Source organism: Bradyrhizobium sp. URHC0002 (genome assembly GCF_054059515.1).
Genome location: NZ_JBSSCF010000001.1, coordinates 3,454,596 through 3,480,890 on the forward strand (window position 1 = coordinate 3,454,596; position 26,295 = coordinate 3,480,890).

Here is a 26,295-nt window from a genome sequence, read left to right on the forward strand (position 1 = left end):
GCATTTACGCGTTTCCAGAACGCCCCTATCGGTCCGCAATAAATTATCCTGACGATGTCGTTTTGCGTTCCGCCCGTTCGACTGGGTGTCGGCGATCCAGCCGATAAAAAGGAGTAGAGAGCGATGCAGTATCTGTTGATGATCTATCGAAGCGAGGCCGAGCTTGGCAAAATGGACGCGGCGGCGCGCAAGGAAATGACGGCGGAATACGGCGCGTTCACCCAGTCCATTATCCAGAGCGGCCATTTCAAGGCCGGCGACGGCTTGCAGCCAACGACAACGGCGACCACGGTGCGCGTCCGCGACGGCAAGGCACTGACGACGGACGGTCCGTTCGCGGAGACGCGCGAGCAGCTTGGCGGCTATTACCTGGTCGAGGCCAAGGATCTCGACACCGCGCTGGCGATTGCCGCGCGCATTCCCGGCGCCAAGACCGGTTCGATCGAGGTGCGGCCGGTCATGGTTTATGATTGACGGCAACGTGCCCGCATGACCCCGGTTGAGGTCGAAAAGATATTTCGCGACGAGGCGGGCAGGGCGCTGGCGACCCTGATCCGCCTCGTCGGCGATTTTGATCTCGCCGAGGATTCACTGCAGGACGCATTCGCGGTGGCGCTGGAGCGCTGGTCCTCGGCCGGCCTGCCGTCGAATCCGCGGGCGTGGCTGGTCAATGTCGGGCGCAACAAGGCAATCGATCGCGTCAGACGCAATGTCACGCTTCGCGGCAAGCAGCAGGAGTTGACGCGCGAAATCCTGCTCAACGTATCCGCGCCATGCGAGGACGCTGACAGCGCGCTCGACGACGACATGCTGCGGCTGATCTTCACCTGCTGCCACCCGTCATTTGCCGCCGAAGTGCAGGTCGCACTGACGCTGCGCACGGTGTGCGGGCTGACGACCGCGCAGGTCGCACGCGCCTTTCTCGCAAGCGAAGACGCAATGGCGCAGCGCCTGTTGCGCGCCAAGCAAAAAATCCGCCTCGCCGGCATTCCCTACGAGGTGCCGGAGCGCGACGCGCTGGAGCCGCGGTTGCGCGGCGTGCTCGCCGTGATCTATCTCGTGTTTACCGAAGGCTATGTGGCAACCTCCGGCGAAGAACTGATGCGGCCGGATCTGGCGCGCGAAGCCATCCGGCTGGCGCGGCTGCTCGACACGCTGATGCCGGGACGCGGCGAGATCAAGGGGTTGCTGGCCCTGATGCTGTTGCACGATTCACGCCGCGCCGGCCGCGAGACCGCGGGTGGCGATATTGTGCTGCTGGAAGAGCAGGACCGCACGCTGTGGGACCGCGGGCAGATATCGGAGGGTTTGCTTCTCGTGGAAGAGGCGCTGCGGATGCCGGGACGGCCGCAATCCTATGCGGTGCAGGCGGCCATCGCCGCGCTGCATGCGCGTGCGCCCAGTTACACGGATACCGATTGGCGGCAGATCGCCGGCCTTTATGAGGTGCTGCTGCGGATCAGCCCTTCGCCGGTGATCGAACTCAACCACGCCGCCGCAGGTGTCGATGGTCGACGGGCCGGCGCGGGCGCTCGACCTGATCGATGCGCTGGAAGCGCGCGGCGGGCTGAAGGGATACGAGTTGTTGCCGGCGGTTCGCGCTGATTTGTTGCGCCGGCTGGGACGGAATGCTGCGGCGCGGGAAGCTTATTTGGCTGCAACGGCCGCCACACAACTCGAGCCGCTCCGGCGATTTTATGCGCGGCGGATCGCGGAAATGAACGGCGGTATCAAGTCGACAACCTAGCCTTGCGGCGCGGGTCATTACAGGCGATATTCATGAAGCCGTCAATTCCAAGTAGTAGCCATAATGCGTATGAATTTTTAATGACCTCGGCAATTGGACAGCCGTCTTTACAGAAGCGGCTCAAGGGAGGTGACTGTGACAGTCCTTGATCTCAGCTACAATTTTGCAAACTTGTCTGTTCACGATCTGCTCGAAGCGCGCGACACCTATCATTATCATCTACTCAGCAAGGCCAATGTCGTAGGCACTGCGATCGGCCTTTATCTCATTCGCAAGGAAGAATCGTGGCCGCAACGCAAGGGCGAAGGTAAGAACCCGCCCAACAAGAAGACCTATCCGCGTACGCTGTCGAATTCGGAGGTGCGTGACTATTCATGGCCGTGCATCCTCGCCTTCGTCCGCTCCTGGGCAGCGGAGGAAGCCTTTGGTCCGGGTGGGCGCTTTAGCCCGGCCCAGATCGTTCCAAAGACACTCTATCTCGCGGATGGGCGCGCGGTACCTGTCTGCGTCGTTCAGACCGAAGAGGTGCCGCCCGACACAGATGCGGGCTATTCACCGCCGTTGATCCCCCCGGCCTACAAGCTCGGAGGCGGTTCGCCGATTATCGTGCGCGTGCAAGGCGCCGAGCACGTCGCCACGTCGGGATGTCTCGTGAGCGATGGTCACCTGACATACGCCTTGACCGCGCGCCACGCCTGCGGAGAAACCGGCACCCGGATTTCGAGCTATCTTCGCGAGGGCGAAGTCGAGGTGGGATCAAGCTCGTCCAGTCAGCTCACACGGAAACTCTTCTCGGAAGTCTATCCCGATTTCCCCGGACGGCGTTCCTATGTCACGCTGGATGTCGGTCTGGTGCGCGTCGACCGGGTCGATGACTGGACCAGTAACACGTACGGGCTTCCGCCTGTGGGGCCTCTCGCCGACGTACACGAGCGGAACTTGTCCCTGAAGCTGATCGACCAGCCAGTCGTCGGCCAGGGCGCCGCGTCAGGCCTCTTGCGCGGTACGATCAAGGCGCTGTTCTACCGCCATCGCTCGGTCGGAGGTTACGACTATGTGAGCGACTTTCTTATCGGCCCGGCCGAGGGGACGTCGACCCGCCACGGCGATTCCGGGATGGTCTGGCACCTTGACGTGACCGATTCCGAAGCTGGCCAACCGAAGCCGCTTGCCATGCGGGATCTCCGGCCGCTGGCGCTGGAATGGGGAGCGCAGGTGTTCGACGAGGGGGGCGTCCGTTCCGCGTTCGCCGTTGCGACCAGCCTCAGCAATGTTTGCAAGCTTCTAAATGTGGAATTGGTAACGGATCAATCGCGCGGTGTATCCGGCTATTGGGGCCGCACCGGCCACTACAGCATCGCGGCGTTTGCAATTTCTCTGGTCGGGAACGAGCGCCTGCGCAAGTTCCTCACGAGCAACCTTGCCATTCTCAGCTTCGATCTCGACACGATCGCCGAGAAAGATTTTGACAAGTCGATCGGAAAACTCGGCAACAAATTCGTTCCTCTCGCGGATGTTCCCGACGAAATCTGGAAGAAGCTGGATCACGGCAAGAACGGCCGCGAAGGCGGCCGCGATACTTCGGCCGGGCCGCACGGAAGCAACGGACCCGAGCATCCGAACCATTACGCCGATATCGATGCGGTCGTCGGCCCGCACAAACAGACGATGCGCGCCGCATGTCTTGCGGATGACGACAACCTTACGGTCGATGCATGGAAGAAATTCTACGCCAAACTGGCGGCAAAGGCGGACGCAGATGGCGATGCGGAAGCCGCCAAGCAATACCGCTCCAAGCTCAAGCAGGGTCTGCTGCCGTTCCGGCTATGGCAGTTTTTCGATGCGATGGTCGGGTTTGTGGCACAGAAGGATGTGGTCGGCTTTCTGACGGCGGCCGGTACGTCGGCCCATTACATGGGCGACGCGTCGCAACCGCTGCACGGTTCTATCTTCGCTGATGGCGACTCGTCCCGAACCGTCATTCGCCATCACCCGCAGAGCGGCGAAGATGAGGAAGTCATCTATGGACACGGCGTTCATTCAGCGTTCGAAACGGCAATGATTTCCTTCAAAGCTTCTGAACTCTTCCCGATGATAAAGACCAAGCTGACGGGTCATCACGGCGGCCATGGCCTTGCGCTGTGTACGAGCGGCAAGGCGGTAGCAAGGTCCACGGTCGAACTGATGGATAAGGTGGCGGACGTGTTGCCGCCAATGACGATTCTCGACAGCTACGAAGAGGCCGGCGCAGGAACGCGCCAGTCTACGCTGAATGCCATGTGGGACGATCTCGGCGAACAGACGGCCGACGTTATGGCGCTGGGAGCGCGCTACCTTGCGATGCTCTGGGAATCGGCATGGGTTGAGGGCAATGGCGATGAGATTTCGCCGGGTAAGCTTAGGGAACTCGACCCTGATGAGGTTCGGGATCGGTATATCAAGCATACGTTTGTTCCGTCGCTCACGCTCGACAAGATCGAGGCCGAATTAAAATAGGCCGTCGTCCCGCGGGATTGACCGGAAAGAACAGGATTTCTCTCGCTATGGGAATGAGTACAATTCGTTGAACCGCAATTACCTCGCCGCAACCACCGTCGTGGCCGCATCCGACGGCAGGCTCGCCAGCAGCGCATGCAGCGTGCTCACGGTCGAGTGATCGGCGATGCCGTCGACGCGCGTGGGACGGAAGTGGCGCTGAAACGCGGTGACCACTTCCATGGTCGGGCCGTCAAACTTGCCGTGGGTCGGGATATTGTAGCCGTATTTGGCAAGCGCGGCCTGCAGACCTGCGACGTCGTCGCTGATGCTGCCGAGCTTGAGCGGTTCGCCGCGCACGATCGGCGCCGGCTGCACCCAGTGGCCGACGCCGGAATTGGCCAGCGAATGCCACGGAAACTTTTCGCCGGGATCCTTTTTGCGCGCCGGCGCGACATCGGAATGCGCGAGCACGCGATGCGAAAGTATCTTGCGGCGGAGCATGATGCCGCGGCACAGCGCGATCACGGCGGCGATCTGGCGCAGCGGAAAATCCGGATAGCCCCAGTCATGGCCGCGATTGATGATCTCGATCCCGATCGAGCAGGAATTGATGTCTTCCTCGCCGGCCCAAAAGGATACCCCGGCGTGCCAGGCGCGCTTGGCTTCCGGCACGCATTGTACGATGCGGCCGTCTTCCAGCACGATGTAATGCGCCGATACGTCGGTGCCGGGGGTGCAGAGCTGGGCGATGGCGCCTTCCACATCCGGCATGCCGGTGTAGTGCAGCAGGATCATATCCGCGAGGCGGCCGTGGTTGCGGTCGCCAAAGTTCGGCGACGGGATGACGTCGGATGCGATCGAGGAATCTGGAGTAAAGGTCTTCATGTCGGCGTTGGCCCTGGGAACGGGAAGGGCGCGTTGACGCCTCGAATCAATACCAGCAGATGCGAACGGACCAGAAGCCATTTTTTAGTCTCAAACCGGGCAGGAGAACGGCAACTTCGTGTCTTAAGCGGTGCCGTTTACTATTGCTTTACCTCGCGCTCGCGCAATCCGGCGGGCCGAGTTCCAGTTCGCATTTTTGACCGACTGTGTGCGGGGCGCATCACCATTTTTTAGTATCTAGAATGCGCGCAAAACCCGCTGCCGATCATCAACGCTTTCTTAACGCTAAATGCCGTTACTAAGTGGTGAAGAGCCGAACCGGGTTGGGGACGGCCGAGGCCCTCTTTCGCGCTCGAAATGCCATGGCAACCCAGCAAATTCCGTCCGGAAATGAGGGGGAGCGAGGCCGGGCCAGAGGCGGCAATCGTGCCTGTTCGCGGCTTTTCGGCCGGAAAAGCCCGGCGAAGCGCAGAGATTTGAGGCGCAATGGGCCCGTTCGCGTCCATCTTCCATTTTGCAGGCTGGAATACGCCAGGGGACGGCGCATGAGCCCGGCTGCGCCACGCCATGTCTCCGTTCTCGGCCGCGAGGCGGTCGAGATGCTCGATGTCAGGGATGGTGGCATCTATGTCGACGCGACCTTCGGCGCCGGCGGCTATAGCCGCGCGATCCTCAGCGTCGCGGGAACCCAGGTGATCGGCATCGACCGCGACCGGTCGGCGGTTACCGGCGGGTTCGATCTGGTCGAGCAGTCCAGCGGCCGGCTGACCCTGGTCGAGGACCGATTCTCCAACCTGGCCGATGTCTGCGCCGCGCAAGGCGCGGCTGCCGTCGATGGCGTCGTGATGGACGTCGGGGTTTCCTCGATGCAGCTCGACCAGGCCGAGCGCGGCTTCTCGTTCCGGCTCGGCGGCCCGCTCGACATGCGGATGGGCCATGATGGGCCGACGGCCGCTGACGTTGTTGCGAAGGCTTCCGAAGCCGAGCTTGCCAACATCATCTACATCTTCGGGGAGGAGCGTCACTCGCGCGCCGTCGCGCGCGCCATCGTGGCCGCGCGGAAAGAAGCGCCGATCACGACGACGAAACAGCTGGCCGATCTCGTCGGCAAGGTGGTGCGAAGCAAGCCGAACGAGATTCACCCGGCGACGCGGACGTTTCAGGGTCTGAGGATCTTCGTCAACGCGGAGCTCGACGAATTGCACCTGGCGCTTGCGGCGGCCGAGCGCGTGCTGAAGCCCGGCGGCCGGCTCGTGGTGGTGTCGTTTCATTCGCTGGAAGACCGCATCGTCAAGGATTTTTTCAACGCGCGTGGCAAGAGCGGCGGCGGATCGCGGCACTTGCCCGAACTGGCGCAGGCCGCGCCGAGTTTTCAGATCCTGACCAAGCGTCCGGTTACCCCCGATGAAGCGGAGGTATCCGCCAATCCGCGCGCGCGTTCCGCAAAATTGCGCGCCGCCGAACGCACAGCGGCGCCGGCGCATGCGGCGGGCGGCCTGCCGGCATGGCCCGTTCTCGCCGACGTGATGAGGGGAGGCTGACCATGCGGATCATCCACTTCCTCGTTATCGGCGTGCTGGTGTTCGCGGCGGCTTACGTCTACCGGATCAAGATGGAATCGACCTCGCGCGTCGAGCGCGTGCTGCGGCTGAACGCCGAGATCCGCGAGCAGCGCGACGCCATCGCGGCGCTGCGCGCGGAATGGGCCAGGCTCGATGCGCCGTTGCGGCTGCAAGGGCTCGCCGAACGCCATCTCGGCCTGAAGCCGCTCAACGCCACGCAATATGATCAGTTGAAGAACTTGCCGGAACGGCCGCCGAGCTTTGCAAGGCCCGGTGCACCCGATCCGATCGGCGCGATGATCAACACAATCGAGGCCGCCGCCGATGCACCGCCCACAACCGGCTCCGTGCCCGCACCGGGAGATCGGCAATGACCGGCCGGGCGCTCACAAAGATCAAGCGGCCGGCGGAACCGTGGCGGCAGCGGCTGATCCGCAGCCTGCTCTATGGGCGCAACGTCGATCGCGCCGCCAAGGCCCGGGCCCGGGTAGGATTGGCCATCCTGCTGTTCGCGGCGATCTATGCCGTGCTGGCCGGACGCCTGGTGATGTTCGCGGTCGGCGCCGACAGCCATGGCGCGCGCCGCGCCGGCTCGCAGGACGCGATTGCGACCGCGCGGCCCGATATCGTGGACCGCAACGGCGAGGTGCTCGCCACCGACGTCAAGGCGCCGAGCCTGTTCGGTGAGCCCAGGCGCATCATCGACAAGGACGAAGCGATCGAGCTCCTGACGGCGGCGTTGCCGGACCTCGATACAACAGAGGCGCGCACACGCCTGTCGTCGCGCAAGGGTTTTGTGTGGCTGAAGCGTGAGATCACGCCGAAGCAGCAGCACGACATCCACAAGCTCGGCATTCCCGGCATCGGCTTCCTGCGCGAGAACAAGCGCGTCTATCCGACCGGTGCCGCGGTCGCGCATCTGATCGGGCTCGTCAACATCGACAACCAGGGCATCGCCGGGATGGAGAAGTGGCTGGACAGTAACGGTCTGGCCGATCTGCACCGCGCCGGCTTTGCCACCGATCGCCTGCAGCGGCCGGTGGAACTGTCGATCGACCTGCGCGTCGAACACGCGCTGCGCGATGAATTGCTGAAGGCGAAGGAAAAATACAAGGCCAAGGCGGCGTCCGGCCTCGTCTCCAACGTCCGGACCGGCGAGATCGTGGCCCTGGTGTCGTTGCCGGATTTCGATCCGAACAATCCGAAAGAGGCGCACGACCCCGATCGTATCAACCGCCTGACCACGGGCGTGTTCGAAATGGGCTCGACCTTCAAGGCGCTGACGCTCGCGATGGCGCTGGATTCCGGCAAGGCCAACCTCAACACGCTCTATGACGGGCGCGGGGCGCTGAAGTTCGGCAAGTTCACCATTCACGACACCCACCCCGTAGGCCGCAACATCACGCTGTCGGAAGTGTTCACCTTCTCCTCGAACGTCGGCGCGGCCAAGATTGCGCTCGCGCAAGGCGTCGAGGCGCACAAGGCGTTCCTGAAAAAGCTCGGCCAGATGGACCGGCTGCGCACCGAACTGCCCGAAAGCGCCTCGCCGATCGTGCCGAAGCGCTGGACCGAACTCAACACCATCACGATCTCCTTCGGTCACGGCATCGCCGTGGCGCCGCTGCAGGCGGTGATGGGCATCAATGCCTGCATCAATGGCGGTCTCCTGATTCCCCCGACCTTCCTCAAGCGATCGGAAGAGGAGGCGAGGGCCATGGCCAAGCGGGTGCTCCGAACCGAAACCTCCGACAAGATGCGCTATCTGATGCGGCTGAATGCTGAGATCGGAACCGCCAAGAAGGCCGACGTGAAGGGCTATTATATCGGCGGCAAGACCGGCACCTCGGAAAAGGTGGTCAACGGCCGCTATTCCAAGAAGCAGGTGCTCAACTCCTTCACCGCGATCATCCCGGCCGACAATCCGCAGTATCAGTTGCTGGTGATGCTGGATGAGCCGAAGGCGCTGCCGGAGACGTTCGGCTTCATTACCTCGGGCTTTAACGCGGTGCCGACCGGCGGCAAGGTGATTGCCCGCATCGGGCCGCTTCTGGGCATCGAGCCGCGCTTCGACCTGCCGCCGTCCGACCGCCTTATTCTTGCGGCATCGAGGACAACCCAGTAAGGCGTATTACGAGCATGATCCGGAAAAGTGGACACCGGTTTTCCGACAAGATCATGCTCCCAAAATAGAGATGGATCATGATCCGAATCGGATCATGATCCATGCGCGCCAAGCTGCGCCGGGCGGACTGGAACACGATGAAACTTCGCAACCTCTTCGGCGATGACGCTGCGATCGATCCGCAGGCGGAAGCTGTCGATGTGAAAGGCCTTAGCGTCGACAGCCGCGCGGTGAAGCCGGGCGACCTGTTCTTTGCGTTGGCAGGCAGCAAGACCGACGGCTCGCGCTTTGTCGATTCGGCGATACAGGCGGGGGCTGTCGCGGTGGCCGGTGACCATGCGTTGACCGGCCTCCGCGTGCCCTTTGTCGTCACGCCAAATCCACGCCGTGCGCTGGCGCTGGCGGCGGCGCGATTTTATCCGCGCCAGCCCGCGACAACAGCGGCGGTGACCGGGACCAGCGGCAAGACGTCGGTGGCCGCGTTCGCGCGCCAGATCTGGGAACGGCTCGGCCACGCTTCCGCCAGCATCGGCACCATCGGCCTCGTTTCGCCGAAGCGCACGGTATACGGCTCGTTGACGACGCCGGACCCGATCGCGCTGCACCGGCAGCTCGACGAGATCGCTGGCGACGGCGTCACGCATCTGGCCTTCGAGGCGTCCTCGCACGGGCTCGACCAGTTCAGGCTCGACGGCGTCCGCATCGCCGCCGGCGCTTTTACCAATCTCACGCGCGATCACATGGATTATCATCCAGACGTCGCGCATTACCTCGCCGCCAAGCTGCGGCTGTTCCGCGATCTTGTCGCGCCTGACGGCGCGGCCGTGATCTCGGCGGATCATGCGTGCTCGCAGGAAGTGATCGACGCGGCGCGAGCGCGTGCCTTGCGGATCATCGCCGTCGGCCGCAACGGGGATGGGGCCGGCGAGGGCATTCGTCTGGTCGATGCCGCTGTCGAAGGTTTTGCACAAAAGCTAACGCTCGAACATCGCGGGCGCAATTACGCGGTCAAGCTGCCGCTGGTCGGCGAATTCCAGATCGAGAACGCGCTGGTTGCTGCAGGGCTCGCGATCGGGACCGGCAGCGAGCCTGCAGCGGTGCTTGCAACGCTCGAACATCTCGAAGGCGCCAAGGGGCGGCTGGAGCGGGTCGGGGAACACAATGGCGCGCCGATCTTCGTCGATTACGCGCACAAGCCCGACGCGCTGGCGAAGGCGCTGCAGGCGCTGCGGCCTTACGCGAAACGCAAGCTCGTCGTCATCTTCGGCGCCGGCGGCGACCGCGATGCCGGCAAGCGCCCGATCATGGGCGCGATTGCCGCCGAGAATGCCGATCATGTCATCGTCACCGACGATAATCCGCGCAGCGAGAATCCGGAAACAATTCGCGCCGCCATTCTGGCGGCGGCGAAGACCGCAACCGACATCGGCGATCGCGCCGAGGCGATCAGGGCCGGAATATCGGCGCTGCAGCCCGGCGATGTGCTCTTGATCGCCGGCAAGGGCCATGAGACCGGCCAGATCGTCGGCGACAAGGTCTTGCCGTTCAGTGATCACGAGGCGGTGGCCGCCGCGCTCGCAGCGAGGATGGCATGACCGCTACGCCATTGTGGACGATTGCCGAAGTCGCGCAAGCGCTCGGTCTTGCCGGCGAATATCCGGATACGCCGATCGATTTCGTCACGCAGGACAGCCGGCTGGTGAAACCCGGATGCTTGTTCGTGGCGTTGAGCGGCACGCCCAGCGGCGGCTTCATTTCGAGTTTCGCCAGCGCGCGCGACGGCTGGGAATTCGCTGACAAGGCGCAAGCCGCCGGTGCGGTGGCGATGATCGTTCCGCATCGGATCGATGGCGTCAGCGTTCCGCAGTTGGTCGTCAAGGACACGCTGATCGATGGCTTGTGGACGTTGGCGCGCGCGGCGCGGGCGCGGTTCAAGGGCCCGGTAATCGGCTTGACCGGCAGCGCCGGCAAGACCAGCACCAAGGAATTCCTCGCCGCGTACCCCGAGGCCTATGCCAGCCCGAGCAGTTTCAACAATTTCTGGGGCGTGCCGCTGACGCTGTGCAACGCCAGCCCCGGCGCGAGCGTGTGGGTCGTCGAGATGGGCATGAACCAGACCGGCGAGATCGCGCGGCTCAGCGAATTGACCGGGCCGACCGTCGCGCTGGTCGTGAACGTGCAGCCGGTGCATCTGGAAAAGCTCGGCAGCCTGGAAGCGATCCGGCGCGAGAAGGTGAGCATCGCGCAAGGTATGCCAAGGGACGGCGTGCTGGTGTTGCCTGATGATGTCGAGGCGCCGGAATGGAACGGCAAACTCGTTCGCTTCGGCGAAACGTCGGAGATCCGGGAGCTGAAGCATACGGCCGAGGGTGAGAGCTGGAACGTCACCGCGCAGGTGAACGGCAAGCCAATCGAATTCGGCCTGACGCCCGGTGCGCCGCATCGCCTGCAGAACGCGCTTGCCGCGCTGGCGTCCATTCATGCCGCCGGGCTGGAACCCGCGGCGCTGGCCAAAGAGCTCGGCCATGTCGGCATCATGACCGGCCGCGGCGTGGAGCAGGCGGCCCATGGCGTCACCGTGGTCGACGACAGTTTCAACGGCAACCCGGCCAGCATGGTGGCCGCGCTCGGCAGCCTGAAGGCGCGGCCGGTGAAGGCCGGCCGGCGCATCGCCATTCTCGGCGATATGCTGGAATTGGGCGCTGACGCGCCGGCCTATCATGAGAAGCTCGCCGGCGACCTGCCGGGCATCGACGGCATCTACTGCGTCGGCCCCCTGATGCGCCATTTATACGATCTCGTGCCGGCGGAGCGGGCGCTTGGCTGGCATGAAGACCCGGCCACGCTCGATCCCCAAGAAATCGCCGCATTGCTGCGGAACGGGGATGTGGTGGTCGTCAAGGGCAGCAAAAAGATGTTCTGGGTGAACAAGTTTGTGCCCAGGCTGCTGGCCGCCTTGCAGGCAAAGGCGTAAACTGGTCGCACTTGATGGCTGTGGTGGGCGTGAGAGGCGATTCGTCAATACCCCATGCACGACCAGGATTTGCTTGGTTTGAGGATGAAAACGATTATCAAGGCGTTTGCCGGAACGAACGCGTTCCCGGAGCGCTTCCCGCCAAAGACGGCGCAACCAAGCCGCGTGATAGGGCCTGCTGAATGTTTTACTGGCTGATCGAGCTTTCCAACACCGTTCCCGGTTTTGGCATCTTCCGCGGCGCCTTCAACGTGTTTCGCTACATCACCTTCCGCACCGGCGGGGCGATGGTGACGGGCGCGCTGTTCGTATTCCTGTTCGGGCCCTGGATCATCGATCATCTGCGGCTGCGGCAGGGCAAGGGCCAGCCGATCCGCGCCGACGGCCCGCAATCGCATCTGATCTCCAAGAAGGGCACGCCGACGATGGGCGGGCTGATGATCCTGTCGGGCCTCGTGGTCTCGACGTTGCTGTGGGCCAATCCGCTCAATCCCTATGTCTGGATCGTGCTGGCGGTGACGCTCGGGTTCGGCTTCGTCGGATTCTACGACGACTATCTGAAGGTGACCAAGCAGAGCCACAGCGGGTTCGCCGGCAAGCTGCGGCTGTTGATCGAGGCGGTGATTGCGCTGGTGGCCTGCTACGCGCTGGTGCGGCTCGGCCGCGACGCGACCTCGACGTCGCTGGCGATACCCTTCCTGAAGGACATGGTGATCAACTTCGGCTGGTTCTTCGTGATCTTCGGCGCCTTCGTCATCGTCGGCGCCGGCAACGCGGTGAACCTGACCGATGGTCTAGACGGGCTTGCCATCGTGCCGGTCATGATCGCCGCCGCCAGCTTCGGCATGATCTCGTACCTGACCGGCAACGCGGTCTTCTCCGACTATTTGCAGATCAGATACGTCGCCGGCACCGGTGAGCTCGCGGTGCTGTGCGGCGCGGTGCTCGGCGCAGGCCTCGGATTCCTCTGGTTCAACGCGCCGCCGGCCTCGATCTTCATGGGCGATACCGGTTCGCTCGCGCTCGGCGGCATGCTGGGTGCGACCGCGGTGGCGGTCAAGCACGAGATCGTGCTGGCCGTGATCGGCGGCTTGTTCGTGCTGGAAGCCATCTCCGTGATCGTGCAGGTGGCTTCGTTCAAACTGACCGGCAAGCGCGTGTTCCGGATGGCTCCGCTGCATCATCATTTTGAGCAGAAGGGCTGGACCGAACCGCAGATCGTGATCCGGTTCTGGATCATCTCGGTGATGCTGGCGCTGGCCGGCCTCTCCACGCTGAAGCTGCGGTGAGCAGCGCGCGATGATCCCCGTCACCTCCTTTGCCGGCAAGACGGTCGCCGTGTTCGGCCTCGGCGGCTCGGGGCTTGCGAGCTGCCACGCGCTGAAGGCCGGCGGCGCGGAAGTGATCGCGGGCGACGACTCTGCCGACAATGTCGCCAAGGCGGCGCAGGCCGGTTTCATCACCGCTGATCTGCGCACGGCGTCGTGGTCGAATTTTTCGGCGCTGATCCTCACCCCCGGCGCGCCGCTGACGCATCCGGCGCCGCACTGGTCGGTGCTGATGGCGCGGCAGGCCGGCTGTGAGGTGATCGGCGACATCGAACTGTTCTGCCGCGAGCGCCGCCGTCACGCGCCGGACGCGCCGTTCGTCGCCATCACCGGCACCAACGGCAAGTCGACCACCACAGCACTGATCGCGCATCTGATGAAGGTGGCAGGCTACGACACCCAGATGGGCGGCAATATCGGCACCGCGATCCTGTCGCTGGAGCCGCCGCGGATGGGCCGCGTGCATGTGGTCGAGATGTCGTCCTACCAGATCGATCTGGCGCCCTCGCTCGATCCATCGGTCGGCATTCTCCTCAATGTCAGCGAAGACCATATCGATCGCCACGGTACGCTGGAACATTACGCCGCCGTGAAGGCGCGGCTGGTCGCCGGTGTGCAGCCGCAGGGCACCTCGATCGTCGGCGTCGATGATGGTTGGTGCTGCAACATCGCCGACCGGCTCGATCAGGCGGGAAAACGCGTGGTGCGGATATCCGTGAAGAACCCGTTGCCCGACGGTGTCTATGTCGAGCGCGAAACCGTCGTGCAGGCCTCCGGCGGCGCGCGGCGCGAGATCGCTAGATTGGGCGGCATCGGATCGTTGCGCGGGCTGCACAATGCACAGAACGCGGCCTGCGCGTCGGCTTGCGCACTCGCGATGGGCATCTCGACCGACATTTTGCAGAACGGCCTGCGCAGCTTTCCCGGGCTTGCACATCGCATGGAGCAGGTCGGCCGCCGCGGCAACGTGTTGTTCGTCAACGACTCCAAGGGCACCAATGCCGATGCCGCCGCGCATGCGCTGTCGTCTTTCGGCGATATCTTCTGGATCGCCGGCGGCAAGCCGAAACTCGGCGGCATAACCGGCCTCACCGAATACTTTCCGCGCATCCGCAAAGCCTATCTGATCGGCGAAGCCGCGCTGGAGTTTTCCGGCACGCTTGGCGAGCGCGTGCCGCACGAGATTTCCGAAACGCTGGATGTCGCCGTCGCCAACGCCGCGCGCGATGCCGAAGCGTCCGGGCTTGCCGATCCCGTGGTGCTGTTGTCGCCCGCCTGCGCCTCGTTCGACCAGTACCGCAATTTCGAAATCCGCGGCGCGAAGTTTCGCGATCTGGTGACTGCGATCCCGGGTGTGAAGCCGGTGGTGTGAGGATGCGGATCGCGTAGGATGGGTAGAGCGCAGCGAAACCCATCGCTGTGGCATCGGATTGATGGGTTTGGCTTCGCTCTACCCATCCTACTCGTTCGAGGGCGTCGCAAATGGCAGTTCGTACTCCCTCACGTAATCTCGTTCGTTTCGCGGTTGCAGCACTTTCGGCGACCTTTGCGCTTCATGCCGTCGTAGGTGCGGCTGCGCTGGCTTCCGACGGCGTGACTCTCAGCGAGTCGACGATTTCGTGGAGCACCGTCAAGTACGCGACCTCTGCGGAGAACGGATTCGTCAACGGGTCGCTCGACAAGAACACCATCGTCGATCGCACGTTCAAGACCCACGTGCTCGAGAATCGTTATCTGAAGGTGACACTCGTCCCTGAGTTTGGCGGACGCATCCTTTCCATCATCTACAAGCCGACCGGCCACGAACAACTCTACCGCACGGAAGTTGGCGTGCCTTACGGGATGAACGCCAACAATTTTTACTACGACTGGCTGATGGTGTATGGCGGCATCTTCCCGACGTTCCCCGATGCCGAGCACGGCAAGGCGTGGCTGAAGCCGTGGGAGTTCAAGGTCGTAAAGGAGAGCGCCGACGAAGTGACGGTATCGATGTCGCTCAAGGATGATATCGCGTATTCCGCGGCGCCAGGACGGTTCCTCAAGGGTTCGACTGACATCGAAGCGACTTACTACGTCACGCTGAAAGCCGATCGCGCCGCGCTCGATGCGCGCGTGGTGTTGAAGAATCCGCACGATAAGGTGGCCGATTACGAGTACTGGACGTGCACGACGCTCGCGCCGGGATCGGACCCGGACAAGCCCAAGGCGACCGGAGGCGCCGAAATAGTCGCGCCGATCGAGGCCTACCAGACGCCCGCCTGGTCGAAGAATCTGTCCGATGGCGATGAGAGTGCAGGGCCAGGCAGGAGCCGTTTCGATAAATTGCGCTACTTCAGGAACTGGCCGACGATGGGCATCGCGTATGCGGCGCCCGATATGCAGGGCGGGAATTTCTGGGGTGTGATCAACCACGACAACGAAGAGGGGATCATCCGGATCGCCGACAATAAGGTCACGCCGGGCCTGAAGATGTGGACGTGGGGATTTCCGTCGTTCACGAACGAAACCGACCCGCGCAAGGACCCGAACGAAGCGCGGCCTTACGTCGAATTGTGGGCGGGTGTGTCGGACCAGTTTTTCCACCGCGCGAAGCTTCCCGCGCGGGGCGAGGTGTCTATCCCGGAGACCTACAGCCCGACCGTCGGCATGAGCAACGTGACGGATGCGAACGAGAATATCCTGATCAATCTCTCGGCGGCGGCATCGGGTGTGAATCTTCAGTTCTTCAGCGTCGAACCGGCGACGCCTTTGCGCGTCACCTTGAAACGCGGCGATGCGATACTGTTCAACGACGCCGTGAAAGCGGACCCGAAAAACGGCAATCGCATTTCCGCGGCGATTCCCGCCGGCGGCGGCGAACAGGTGCGGCTGACGATCACGACCGCGGAAGGCAAAGAGCTGATCGCGGCCGAGACGAAGATAAAGTAGTTTGACCGTTGGCTCCGCCCATCCACGAACTGTCATCACCCGCGAAAGCGGGTGATCCAGTATTCCAGAGGCGTCAACGATAGAACCGAAAGGCCGCGGCGCACTGGATACCCGCCTGCGCGGGTATGACGACCATTCGTTAGGGGGCACTACGCCGTCGCAAATGACACGGTCTCACGCCTTCTCGGCGCTGGCCATTTCTCAACCACCGCGATGGGTATCGCTTCGTTCCGCCCATCCTACGCGCTGGTTCGGGATCAGTCCTTCGACTTGGCAGTTCGGTTCGCGCGGCTCGGCTTGAACAGATCGAGATCGATCGCCTGGCCCATTGCAAGATAACCGGTGCGGTTGGGGTGAAGCTTGTCGCCGGGACCGCCGGTGGTGCTGTCGGGGACAAACTCGGGTTTGAGGCCGCCCGACTGCGGATCGAGTGTCGTCTTGTCGAAATCGATCACGCCGTCGAACGTGCCTGATGTGCGGATGAAGTCGTTGAGGGCCTTCCGCTTGGCATCCTGCTCCGGGAAACCGTGCGCGGCACTGGAACTGCCAAGCGCCGAAACCACGGTGGCGCCGATGATGCGAAGCTGCGGCCATTTCTTCCGCAGCCGGTCGACGCCATCCTTCATCGCCGCGATGACCTGGTCGGTCGAGGCATTGCCGTTCTTGCTGAAGTCGTTGATGCCCTCCAGCCAGATCAGGCTGGAAATGCCGGACAGCGCAAGCACGTCGCGATCGAGCCGTTGTCCCGAGGCAGGCCCGCCGGGGAACGGCTTGTCGGCACCGTATTCGGCCGGTCCCGCGATCTGGTTGCCGCCGATGCCGCCGTTCACCACGGCGACCTTGTTGCCATGGATAGCCTTCAGGCGGCGCGACAGCACGTTGGGCCAGCGATCATCGCCATTCATGGTCGAGGCGGTGCCGTCGGTGATCGAGTCGCCGAACGCCATGATGGCGAAGGCATCTCCGGGTGCGGTCATCTCAACCGCATCGAGGAAGAACCAGGATGCCGTGGTGTAGAGGAATGCCGACTCGTCCTCCAACGCACCCTTGGCGCCGGCGCCGGGTGCTGTGACGTAGGAGGTGGTGAGCGCCTTGGCGTGCCAGGTCATCGGACCGCTTTCGCCTGCGATATGGAAGCTGACCGCGAGCGGGCGGCCGGCGAGTTCGTCAGGCTGTTTTGCGAATGGCAGCGCGACCGGGTCACTCCATGCCGAACTCCCGGGTGGGATGGCGATGGAAGGCTTTCCGCTGAACGTCACCGGACGGTTGGATCCGCGCAACAGCGCAGCACTGCTCGATTGCAGGCCGACATACACGCCGTCGAACGTCACCGGTTTCTTGCCGAACGCATTGCTGAGCCGGATGCGCGCCTGGCGGCCCCACAGATCAGGCCGCACCATCAGGCGAAAGGTCTGGTCCCGCGCGCCGGTCGCAGGGTCAGGGAAAGCGAATTTCTGATCGGGTTGCGCCGAAGGGTTGCCGACGGGATAGGGGCCTTGGGCCGAGCCGGTCCATGACACCACCCAGTTCTCGCTGTCCCGAGCGGATGCGGCCTGCGGCAGCGCGGCGAGCAGAGAGGCGATCATGAAGTGGACCAGCGCGCGCATGGCGTTTCTCCCCCGATTTTGTCTTTGTTGGCATCATCCTAGAATTTCGGGCGGCCCGCGCAATGTGGAGGCTGGCCGCTTCCCTCAAAACATCCCCAGTTCATTAACCTCTTGGAAACCATCCTCCGCCACCAATGGGCGCTACCTCTGCCATTTGGGGACGCCCATGCTCCACCGTGACCAACGCACCCCGTTTTCGGACTGGTGGTGGACCGTGGATAAGCTGCTGCTTGGCGCGATCATGGCGCTGATGCTGGGCGGCGTCATCCTGTCGCTGGCAGCGAGCCCGCCGGTGGCGACCCGGATTGGGCTCGATCCCTTCCATTTCTTCGGCCGGCACGTACTGTTCCTGCTGCCGTCCTTCCTAGTGATGATCGGGGTGTCGTTCCTGTCGCCCAAGCAGATCCGCCGCCTCGCGCTGCTGGTCTTTGTTGCAAGCATCATCCTCATCGTGGCGACGCTGGCGTTCGGGCCCGAGGTAAAGGGATCGCGGCGCTGGATCACGCTGCTTGGCGTCAACATCCAGGCCTCCGAATCCGCCAAGCCCGCTTTCGTGGTGATGGCGGCGTGGCTGTTTGCGGAATCGACCAAGCGGCCGGAAATGCCGGCGACGTCGATGGCGATCGTGCTGTTGCTGACGCTGGTGTCGCTCCTGGTGATGGAGCCGGATTTCGGCCAGACCATGCTGATCCTGATGGTGTGGGGCGCGCTGTTCTTCATCGCGGGCATGCGGATGATCTGGGTGGCCGGCCTTGCAGGCGCCGCGGGCCTCGGATTGTTCGGGGCGTATCTGCTGGTGCCGCACGTCGCGGGCCGCATCAAGCGCTTCATGAATCCGGCCTCCGGCGACACGTTCCAGGTCGACATGGCGATGGAAGCCTTCTGGAACGGCGGCTGGTTCGGGCTGGGGCCCGGCGAGGGGATTGCAAAACGCAGCCTGCCGGACAGCCATACCGATTTCGTGTTCGCGGTGGCCGCCGAGGAGTTCGGCATCATCCTGTGCCTGGCGCTGGTTTCGCTGTTCGCCTTCGTCGTGATCCGGACGCTGACACGCGCCTATTCGAGCGAGGATATGTTCGCGCGCTTTGCGGCCTCCGGACTTGCGATCCTGTTCGGCGTGCAGGCCGCGATCAACATGGCGGTCAATCTGCAACTGATCCCCGCCAAGGGCATGACCCTGCCGTTCATCTCGTATGGCGGCTCGTCGATCATCTCGCTGGCCTTTGGCGTCGGCATGATGCTGGCGCTGACGCGGCAGCGTCCGCGTACCGAGGTGGAATCGATGAACGCGGCCGGCGTTACGCGCGGTTACGCGTAGAGCGTTTAATCGGTTCTGATGGAATCAGAACCGGGCACTGGTCTCATTTTTGACGCGTTTTCTTTGGGCGAACCGGTGTCCACACCGGAGTCCGGGGCAGCTTGAAAACGCCGTGGGGCGTGACTAGCGCCGCCGCGTCGGCTATTTGAAATCATGGAAAATGCACCTCTCATTCTACTCGCCGCGGGCGGTACCGGCGGTCATCTGTTTCCCGCCGAAGCGCTGGGCGTCGAGCTCGTCAGGCGCGGCCTGCGTGTGCGCCTCGCAACCGACGCCCGCGCACTGCGCTACAGCGGCCTGTTCACCAAGGACAATATCGACGTGGTTCCGAGCGAGACCGTGCGCGGCCGCTCGCTGATGGCACTGGTGCGCACCGCTTACACGCTCGGTTATGGCACGTTGGTTGCCGCCAGGCTGGTGCGGCGGCTAAAGCCTGCCGCCGTGGTCGGCTTCGGCGGCTATCCGACGCTGCCGCCGCTGATCGCGGCAAGGCTGCTCGGCGTGCCCGGCATCATTCACGACGCCAACGCCGTGCTCGGCCGCGCCAACCGCTTTCTCTCCCGCCGCGTCAACGCGATTGCCACCTCGCTGCCGGGCGTGCTCGATCGCGATCCTGATCTCGCGGGCAAGACGGTGACCGTCGGCACGCCGATGCGCCCCGCGGTGCTTACGGCCGCCGCCGTGCCGTTTGCGTCTCCTGAACCGAGCGGGCCGCTGCGGCTACTGGTGGTCGGCGGCAGCCAGGGCGCGCGGGTCATGAGCGATATCGTGCCGGGCGCAATCGAAAAGCTGGAGCCGATGCTGTGGAGCCGTCTGGTTCTGACGCAGCAGGTGCGCAAGGAAGACATGGGGCGGGTGCGCTCGATCTACGAGCGGCGCAGGATCAATGCCGAACTCGCGCCGTTCTTTACCGACCTGCCGGCGCGGCTGGCGTCCAGCCATCTCGTGATCTCGCGCTCCGGCGCCGGCACGGTGGCGGAACTCGCCGCGATCGGCCGGCCCTCGATTTTGGTGCCGCTGCCCGGCGCGATCGACCAGGACCAGTTCGCCAATGCCGGCGTGCTGGCGAAGGTGGACGGGGCTTTACGGATTCCGCAGGCCGAATTCACGTCGGACCGGCTGGCGGCGGAAATCTCTGCCTTTGCCGCCGAACCGGCGCGGTTGACTGCGATGGCATCAGCCGCCCGCCGGGTGGGCCGGCTCGACGCCGCCGAGCGGCTGGCCGATCTGGTGATGAAAGTGGCCGGAATCTAGGCCGTTGCCCGCAAAATTGCCCCTTGTCAGCGCCTTCGAAAGCGGGGCATCCAGTACCCTGCGGCGCCTGACTTGAGCCTCGGCTTCGCGGAATACTGGTCATCCGCTCCTGTGCGCAATTGCGCACAAGGCGGAAGATGACGATTAAGGATGCTTCATGAGACTGCCGCGCGAGATCGGACCCATTCACTTCGTCGGGATCGGCGGTATCGGCATGAGTGGCATCGCCGAGGTGCTCGTCAATCTCGGCTACACCGTGCAGGGCTCGGACGCCTCCGAGAGCGGCAATGTCGCGCGGCTGCGTGAGAAGGGCGTCAAGGTCTCGGTCGGCCACAAGGCAGAGAATGTCGACGGCGCCGACGTGGTCGTGGTCTCGACCGCGATCAAGCGCGACAATCCGGAATTGATGGCGGCCCGCGCCCAGCGCATTCCGGTGGTGCGCCGGGCCGAAATGCTCGCCGAATTGATGCGGCTGAAAAGCTGCGTCGCGATCGGGGGGACCCACGGCAAGACCACGACGACGACGATGGTTGCCACATTGCTCGATGCCGGCGGTCTCGATCCGACCGTGATCAATGGCGGTATCATCAACGCCTATGGCTCCAACGCCAGGCTCGGCGCCGGCGACTGGATGGTGGTCGAGGCCGATGAGAGCGACGGCACGTTCCTGAAGCTGCCCTCCGATGTCGTGATTGTCACCAATATCGATCCCGAGCATCTCGATCACTTCAAGACTTTCGAGGCAATCCAGGACGCGTTCCGCAATTTCGTCGAGAACGTACCGTTCTATGGCTTTGCCGTGATGTGCACCGACCATCCTGTCGTGCAGACCCTTGTCGGCAAGATCGAGGATCGCCGCATCATCACCTACGGTGAAAACCCGCAGGCCGATGTGCGGCTGGTCGACCTGACACCAAACGGCGGCAGTTCCAATTTCAAGGTCGTGTTCCGCAACCGCAAGACCGACGCCATGCACGAGATAGCTGACATCACGCTGCCGATGCCGGGACGGCATAATGCCTCGAACGCGACGGCGGCGATTGCGGTAGCACACGAACTCGGCATGTCCGACGATGCCATCCGCAAGGCGATCGCGGGCTTCGGCGGCGTCAAGCGGCGCTTCACCCGGACCGGGGAATGGAACGGCGTGACCGTGATCGACGACTACGGCCATCACCCCGTTGAGATCGCGGCCGTGCTTAAAGCGGCACGTGAATCCACCAACGGCAAGGTCGTCGCCGTGGTGCAGCCGCACCGTTTCACCCGGCTGCAATCGCTGTTCGAGGAATTCTGCACTTGTTTCAACGATGCCGACGCCGTTGTTGTTGCCGAGGTTTATCCGGCCGGCGAGGCGCCGATCGAGGGCATCGACCGCGACCATTTCGTGCTCGGCCTGCGCACGCATGGCCATCGCGAGGTGATCCCGCTGACGAGTTCGGCGGAGCTTGCCAAGGTCGTTCACGGAATTGCGCATCCGGGCGACCTCGTGGTCTGCCTGGGCGCCGGCAACATCACGCAATGGGCCTACGCATTGCCGGATGAATTGAAGGCGTTGGGTTAGCCGTGGCCTTTCCCGACATCACGCCGGACCTCAAAGCCGCCATGCCGGAGCTGCGCGGGCGATTGCTGGCGAACCAGTCGCTGGCGGAGCTGACGTGGTTTCGCGTCGGCGGGCCGGCGCAGGTGTTGTTTACGCCGGCGGATGAGGACGATCTCGCGTACTTCTTAAAGCATCTTCCCAAGGAGTGGCCGGTCTATATCGTTGGCGTCGGCTCCAACCTGATCGTACGCGACGGCGGCATGGCGGGTGTGGTGATCCGGCTGTCGCCGCGGGCATTCGGCGAGACGTCCGCTTCCGGCGATATCGTCAGCGCAGGCACGGCCGCGCTCGACAAGCGCGTGGCGGAGACCGCGTCAGCCGCCAATATCGGCGGCATGGAATTCTTCTTCGGCATTCCCGGCACCATCGGTGGCGCGCTGCGGATGAATGCCGGCGCCAATGGCAGCGAGACCAAAGACGTTCTGATCGAGGCTGTTGGCATCGGCCGCGACGGCACCAGGCACGTCTTTGGCAATGCCGACATGAAGTTCGTGTATCGCAACAGCGGCGTCGACCCGTCGATCATCTTCACGTCGGCGCGCTTTCGAGGCGCGATCACGGACGCCGAAGCCATCCGCGCGCGGATGAACGAGGTGCAGAGCCACCGCGAAACGGCTCAGCCGATTCGCGAAAAGACCGGAGGATCGACCTTCAAGAATCCGCCCGGCAACAGCGCCTGGAAGCTGATCGACGCCGCCGGCTGCCGGGGCTTGCGTGTCGGCGGGGCGCAGGTCTCGGAAATGCACTGCAATTTCCTCATCAATACCGGTAGCGCCACCGGGCATGATATTGAAACGCTGGGTGAAACCGTGCGCGAGCGGGTTAAAGCGAATTCTGGAATCGAGCTACACTGGGAAATCAAGCGGATCGGAATCGAGCAAAACTGATGCGGGCGACCATTCTCTTCGGCGGCACCAATAAAGAGCGCCTGGTTTCGGTGGCCAGCGCGCAGGCGCTGCATCGGGCGTTGCCGGATGCTGATCTCTGGTTCTGGGAGGTGACTGACACCGTGCACGAGGTCAGCTCGAAGGCGCTGCTCGAGCATTCGCGTCCCTTTGAGGTCGATTTCAAACCCGGCAACCGCGGCCTGCCGCTCGAAGCGGCGCTCGACAAGGCGAAGTCCGAGGATCGCGTGCTGGTGCTCGGCCTGCATGGCGGCCGGGCCGAGAACGGCGAATTGCAGGCGATGTGCGAACTGCGCGGGATTGCCTTCACCGGCTCCGGCTCGGCATCGTCGAATCTTGCCTTCGACAAGGCCGTGGCGAAACGGTTTGCAGCGATTGCAGGTGTCGCGGCTCCGGCCGCCGTCGCCCTGGAAGATCTCGACGCGGCGTTTGCCGAATACGGAAGGCTGATCGCAAAGCCGGCGCGAGACGGTTCGAGCTATGGCCTGATCTTTGTCAACGCGAAGCAGGATCTCGTCGCGGTGCGCAACGCCGCCAGGACCGAGGAATATCTGATCGAGCCGTTCGTCGCGGGCGTGGAAGCAACCTGTGGAGTGCTGGAGCAATCGGATGGCACGTTGACGTCGCTTCCGCCGATCGAGATCGTCCCGGGGGAGGGCACCTTCGACTACGCGGCCAAATATCTCCTCAAATCGACTCAGGAAATCTGCCCGGGGCGCTTTGCTCCTGAAATCAGTGCGCAACTGAAGGATCAGGCGCTGCGGGCGCACAAAGCGTTGTCCTGCGGCGGCTACTCCCGGACCGACTTCATCGTCTCGGCGAAGGGGCTGGTTTACCTGGAAACCAACACGCTGCCGGGCCTGACGGCTGCATCGCTCTACCCGAAGGCGCTGAAGGCGCAGGGGATCGAATTTTCGGATTTTCTGCGCGACCAGATCGCGCTGGCCGAACGACGCAGCCGGGAACGGGTTTGACCGGCCGGTCAGGCCGTTAACAGGCCGTTAACCCGGAACTAACCTCGCCACGAGAATTATTGCTAAAATCCTAAGAATTGTCCGGCAAACCACTCAAAAGACGCGCCAAAGCGTGTCCGTGGCGCCGCGAATTTACACTTTGTTTACCAGGAAGTCCGAAGGTTAACGCTGGCGGCGCATGTTGCGCTTGGCTCCGGGGCGTGCGCTGTTCCGACTTCAGATCAGCACCAAGTCCGGCAAGACCGAGGCGTCACATGGGCCGAGACCCGCAAAAATGCTTGCGGGAACAACACTTGGACAGGCTCGTGCAATGGATGGTGCAGGACGCCTCGCTCGGTCGCTGAGATCGCTGGGGCCCCAAGCTGACCTGAAGGCGGCCGCTATTGGAGCGGCCGTGCTGCTGCGCGAGCGGCTGGGCCGTCGCGCCCGTGTGCCGGCCAGACCCGTGATCGATCGCGAGCCGACGAATCGTCTCGTCCTGCTGGTCGAGCGTTACCTTCCGAACCGCGCAGGCGTCGCCTTGACCGTGCTGATGCTGCTCGGTAGCGCCGGCTTTGGTATCGTCAAGGGTGGTCACCTCGACGCATTTTTGGCCGCGGTCAGCGATACCCGTAATGCGCTGGCCAATTCGGCTGGCTTCCGCATCACCAGCGTCGTCATCAACGGCCGCAAGCAATTGAGCCAGGACGAGGTGCTCGCGGTCGGCGGCGTCAATGGCCGCTCGTCGCTGTTGTTCCTCGACGCCGCCACCGTGCGCGACAAGCTCAAGGCCAATCCGTGGATCGCTGATGCGACCATCCTGAAGCTTTATCCCGGTCAATTGCAGATCGACATCGTCGAGCGTACGGCTTTCGCGCTGTGGCAGCAGGACGGCCGGCTGTCCGTGATCTCGGAGGACGGCGCGGTGCTGGAGCCCTACGTATCGCGGCGCTTCGTGGCGCTGCCGCTGGTGGTGGGCAAGGGCGCCGACGTCAAGGCCCGCGACTTCCTCGCCCTGCTGGACCGCTATCCGCAGGTTCGCATCGCGACCAAGGCTGCGATCCTCGTCGGTGAACGGCGCTGGAATTTGCGGTTGAAGGACGGCCTCGACATTCGCCTGCCGGAGAACGACATCGGCATTGCGCTTGCGATGCTGAGTAAGCTCGACAAGGAGGACCGGCTGTTCTCGCGCGACATCGTCGCCGTCGACATGCGCCTGCCGGACCGGTTGACGGTGCAATTGTCGGAAGACGCGGCCAAGGCCCGCGAAGAATTGTTCAAGGACAAGAAACCCAAGAAAAAGGCCGGTGACGCATGACCGGCCTCGATCGCAACCAGACCCCGAAGACGCGGCCCGTCGACCACAAGCGCACGGCGCTGGTCGCTTCGCTCGATGTCGGCACCAGCAAGATCGCCTGCATGATCGCGCGGTTGAAGCCGTCGCCGGCGAACGACGCGCTGCGCGGCCGCACCCATGCAGTGGAATTGATCGGCTACAGCCAGATCCAGTCGCGCGGCGTCAAGGCCGGCTCCGTGGTCGATCTCGCCGAATGCGAGCAGGCGGTGCGCCAGACGGTGGCGTTGGCCGAGCGCATGGCCAAGGTCCGCGTTGAGTCAGTCTTGCTGTCGGTTTCCGGCGGCCGGCTGCAGGGTCAGCTGGTTGAGGCTGCCGCTGACATCAGAGGCGGCGCTGTTACCGCCGATGACGTCACCCGGGTGACCTCCACCGGCATGCGTCACGCCACCGGCGAGGGACGCACGGCGCTGCATGCGCTGCCGGTCGGCTATGCGCTCGATGGCGTCAAGGGCATCCGCGACCCCCGCGGCATGGTGGCCCGGCAGTTCGGCGTCGACATGAACGTGGTGACGGCGGATGCGACGGTTGCCCGCAACCTGATGCTGGTCGTCGAGCGCTGCCATCTCAATGTCGAGGCCATGGCGGCGAGTCCTTATGTCGCAGGCCTGTCCGTGTTGACCGACGACGAGGCCGATCTCGGCGCCGCCGTGGTCGAAATGGGCGCCGGATCGACCACGATTGCGACCTATTCCGCCGGCCGCTTCGTTCATGCCAGCGGATTTGCGCTCGGCGGACAGCACGTGACCATGGATCTTGCACGCGGCGTCGGCGCATGCATTGCAGATGCCGAGCGAATCAAGACTTTATATGGGACCGTGCTGACCGGCGGGTCGGACGCGCGCGAGCTGATGTCTGTTCCGGCTGCAGGCGAGGAACACGATGCGCCGCAGATCGTCTCTCGCGCCACGATCGCGAACATCGTTCGGCATCGCGCCGAGGAGATATTTGAAATGGTCCGGGACCGGCTCGCGGATTCCCCCTTTGCGGCAGAGCCGCGGGCGCGGGTTGTCTTGAGCGGCGGGGCGTCTCAGCTCACCGGCACCGTCGAACTCGCCACACGCATTCTCAACCGGCCGGTCAGGATCGGCCGTCCGCTCGGTTTCGGCCGGCTGCCCAGCGAGGCCAAGAGCGCCTCGTTCGCGGTGCCGACCGGCCTCCTGGTTTATCCGCAATACGCTCATCTTGAACACGTCGAACCGCGGTATACGCGGCAGCTCAGGACAGGGACTGACGGCTATTTCGGAAAGGTCGGACGATGGCTTCGCGAGGGCTTCTGA

Annotated in this window: 19 protein-coding genes and 1 pseudogene; 18 read left to right on the forward strand and 2 right to left on the reverse strand. The window is 63.7% G+C overall.

Translation table 11 applies throughout. The features are described from left to right. The first annotated feature begins 123 nt into the window (after positions 1-123). The 3 genes and pseudogenes from ACVWVY_RS16780 (at position 124) to ACVWVY_RS16790 (ending at position 4,243) form a co-directional block, all read left to right on the forward strand. A complete protein-coding gene (locus tag ACVWVY_RS16780) occupies positions 124-474 on the forward strand; it encodes a YciI family protein (RefSeq protein ID WP_456627411.1) in 351 nt (116 codons plus the stop codon). 15 nt (positions 475-489) lie between these two features. Then, positions 490-1,747, forward strand: a pseudogene (locus ACVWVY_RS16785) (RNA polymerase sigma factor). A 135-nt stretch (positions 1,748-1,882) separates the two neighbouring features. Next, a complete protein-coding gene (locus tag ACVWVY_RS16790; protein ID WP_456627412.1) occupies positions 1,883-4,243 on the forward strand; it encodes a hypothetical protein in 2,361 nt (786 codons plus the stop codon). A gap of 78 nt (positions 4,244-4,321) precedes the next feature. Here the strand turns inward: ACVWVY_RS16790 and ACVWVY_RS16795 are convergent, their stop codons facing one another. Beyond that, positions 4,322-5,191, reverse strand: a complete 870-nt coding sequence (locus ACVWVY_RS16795) for an N-acetylmuramoyl-L-alanine amidase (RefSeq protein ID WP_456627413.1) — start codon at positions 5,189-5,191, stop codon at positions 4,322-4,324. A gap of 464 nt (positions 5,192-5,655) precedes the next feature. Here ACVWVY_RS16795 and rsmH point away from each other — a divergent pair, with 464 nt between their 5' ends. The 8 genes from rsmH to ACVWVY_RS16835 all read left to right on the forward strand — a co-directional run bounded on the left by rsmH (position 5,656) and on the right by ACVWVY_RS16835 (position 16,024). Further along, positions 5,656-6,651 carry a 16S rRNA (cytosine(1402)-N(4))-methyltransferase RsmH gene (rsmH, locus tag ACVWVY_RS16800; protein ID WP_456627414.1) on the forward strand — a complete coding sequence of 332 codons (996 nt, stop codon included), beginning with the start codon at positions 5,656-5,658 and terminating at the stop codon, positions 6,649-6,651. A gap of 2 nt (positions 6,652-6,653) precedes the next feature. Continuing rightward, positions 6,654-7,046, forward strand: coding sequence for a cell division protein FtsL (gene ftsL / locus ACVWVY_RS16805; protein WP_456627415.1), 393 nt, complete (start codon positions 6,654-6,656; stop codon positions 7,044-7,046). Continuing rightward, the gene (locus tag ACVWVY_RS16810) at positions 7,043-8,794 is read left to right on the forward strand and encodes a peptidoglycan D,D-transpeptidase FtsI family protein (protein ID WP_456627416.1); all 1,752 of its coding nucleotides are present in this window, start codon (positions 7,043-7,045) and stop codon (positions 8,792-8,794) included. The genes ftsL and ACVWVY_RS16810 overlap by 4 nt, the downstream gene beginning before the upstream one ends. A 137-nt stretch (positions 8,795-8,931) precedes the next feature. Then, on the forward strand, positions 8,932-10,389 hold the full coding sequence (locus ACVWVY_RS16815) for a UDP-N-acetylmuramoyl-L-alanyl-D-glutamate--2,6-diaminopimelate ligase (protein WP_456632228.1): 1,458 nt from the start codon (positions 8,932-8,934) through the stop codon (positions 10,387-10,389). Then, positions 10,386-11,768, forward strand: coding sequence for a UDP-N-acetylmuramoyl-tripeptide--D-alanyl-D-alanine ligase (locus ACVWVY_RS16820; RefSeq protein WP_456627417.1), 1,383 nt, complete (start codon positions 10,386-10,388; stop codon positions 11,766-11,768). Before ACVWVY_RS16815 ends, ACVWVY_RS16820 begins: the two co-directional genes overlap by 4 nt. Positions 11,769-11,950: 182 nt before the next feature. After that, the gene (gene mraY / locus ACVWVY_RS16825) at positions 11,951-13,057 is read left to right on the forward strand and encodes a phospho-N-acetylmuramoyl-pentapeptide-transferase (protein WP_456627418.1); all 1,107 of its coding nucleotides are present in this window, start codon (positions 11,951-11,953) and stop codon (positions 13,055-13,057) included. Positions 13,058-13,067: 10 nt separating this feature from the next. Then, a complete protein-coding gene (gene murD / locus ACVWVY_RS16830; protein WP_456627419.1) occupies positions 13,068-14,468 on the forward strand; it encodes a UDP-N-acetylmuramoyl-L-alanine--D-glutamate ligase in 1,401 nt (466 codons plus the stop codon). A 110-nt stretch (positions 14,469-14,578) separates the two neighbouring features. Continuing rightward, positions 14,579-16,024: a DUF5107 domain-containing protein gene (locus ACVWVY_RS16835; protein ID WP_456627420.1), complete on the forward strand. Its 1,446-nt coding sequence runs from the start codon at positions 14,579-14,581 to the stop codon at positions 16,022-16,024. A 257-nt stretch (positions 16,025-16,281) separates the two neighbouring features. Here ACVWVY_RS16835 and ACVWVY_RS16840 read toward each other — a convergent pair whose 3' ends face one another. Then, positions 16,282-17,631, reverse strand: a complete 1,350-nt coding sequence (locus tag ACVWVY_RS16840; protein ID WP_456627421.1) for a GDSL-type esterase/lipase family protein — start codon at positions 17,629-17,631, stop codon at positions 16,282-16,284. A 166-nt stretch (positions 17,632-17,797) separates the two neighbouring features. Here ACVWVY_RS16840 and ftsW point away from each other — a divergent pair, with 166 nt between their 5' ends. The 7 genes from ftsW (at position 17,798) to ftsA (ending at position 26,295) form a co-directional block, all read left to right on the forward strand. Next, the gene (ftsW, locus tag ACVWVY_RS16845) at positions 17,798-18,949 is read left to right on the forward strand and encodes a putative lipid II flippase FtsW (protein ID WP_456627422.1); all 1,152 of its coding nucleotides are present in this window, start codon (positions 17,798-17,800) and stop codon (positions 18,947-18,949) included. A gap of 150 nt (positions 18,950-19,099) precedes the next feature. Beyond that, positions 19,100-20,203, forward strand: a complete 1,104-nt coding sequence (gene murG, locus ACVWVY_RS16850) for an undecaprenyldiphospho-muramoylpentapeptide beta-N-acetylglucosaminyltransferase (RefSeq protein WP_456632229.1) — start codon at positions 19,100-19,102, stop codon at positions 20,201-20,203. 157 nt (positions 20,204-20,360) lie between these two features. Further along, the gene (murC, locus tag ACVWVY_RS16855; protein ID WP_456627423.1) at positions 20,361-21,764 is read left to right on the forward strand and encodes a UDP-N-acetylmuramate--L-alanine ligase; all 1,404 of its coding nucleotides are present in this window, start codon (positions 20,361-20,363) and stop codon (positions 21,762-21,764) included. Between the two features lie 2 nt (positions 21,765-21,766). After that, complete coding sequence (gene murB / locus ACVWVY_RS16860) at positions 21,767-22,690, forward strand: UDP-N-acetylmuramate dehydrogenase (RefSeq protein WP_456627424.1); 924 nt, start codon at positions 21,767-21,769, stop codon at positions 22,688-22,690. Then, positions 22,690-23,682 carry a D-alanine--D-alanine ligase family protein gene (locus tag ACVWVY_RS16865; RefSeq protein ID WP_456627425.1) on the forward strand — a complete coding sequence of 331 codons (993 nt, stop codon included), beginning with the start codon at positions 22,690-22,692 and terminating at the stop codon, positions 23,680-23,682. Before murB ends, ACVWVY_RS16865 begins: the two co-directional genes overlap by 1 nt. 310 nt (positions 23,683-23,992) lie before the next feature. Continuing rightward, positions 23,993-24,979, forward strand: coding sequence for a cell division protein FtsQ/DivIB (locus tag ACVWVY_RS16870; RefSeq protein WP_456627426.1), 987 nt, complete (start codon positions 23,993-23,995; stop codon positions 24,977-24,979). After that, a complete protein-coding gene (gene ftsA, locus ACVWVY_RS16875) occupies positions 24,976-26,295 on the forward strand; it encodes a cell division protein FtsA (protein WP_456627427.1) in 1,320 nt (439 codons plus the stop codon). Before ACVWVY_RS16870 ends, ftsA begins: the two co-directional genes overlap by 4 nt.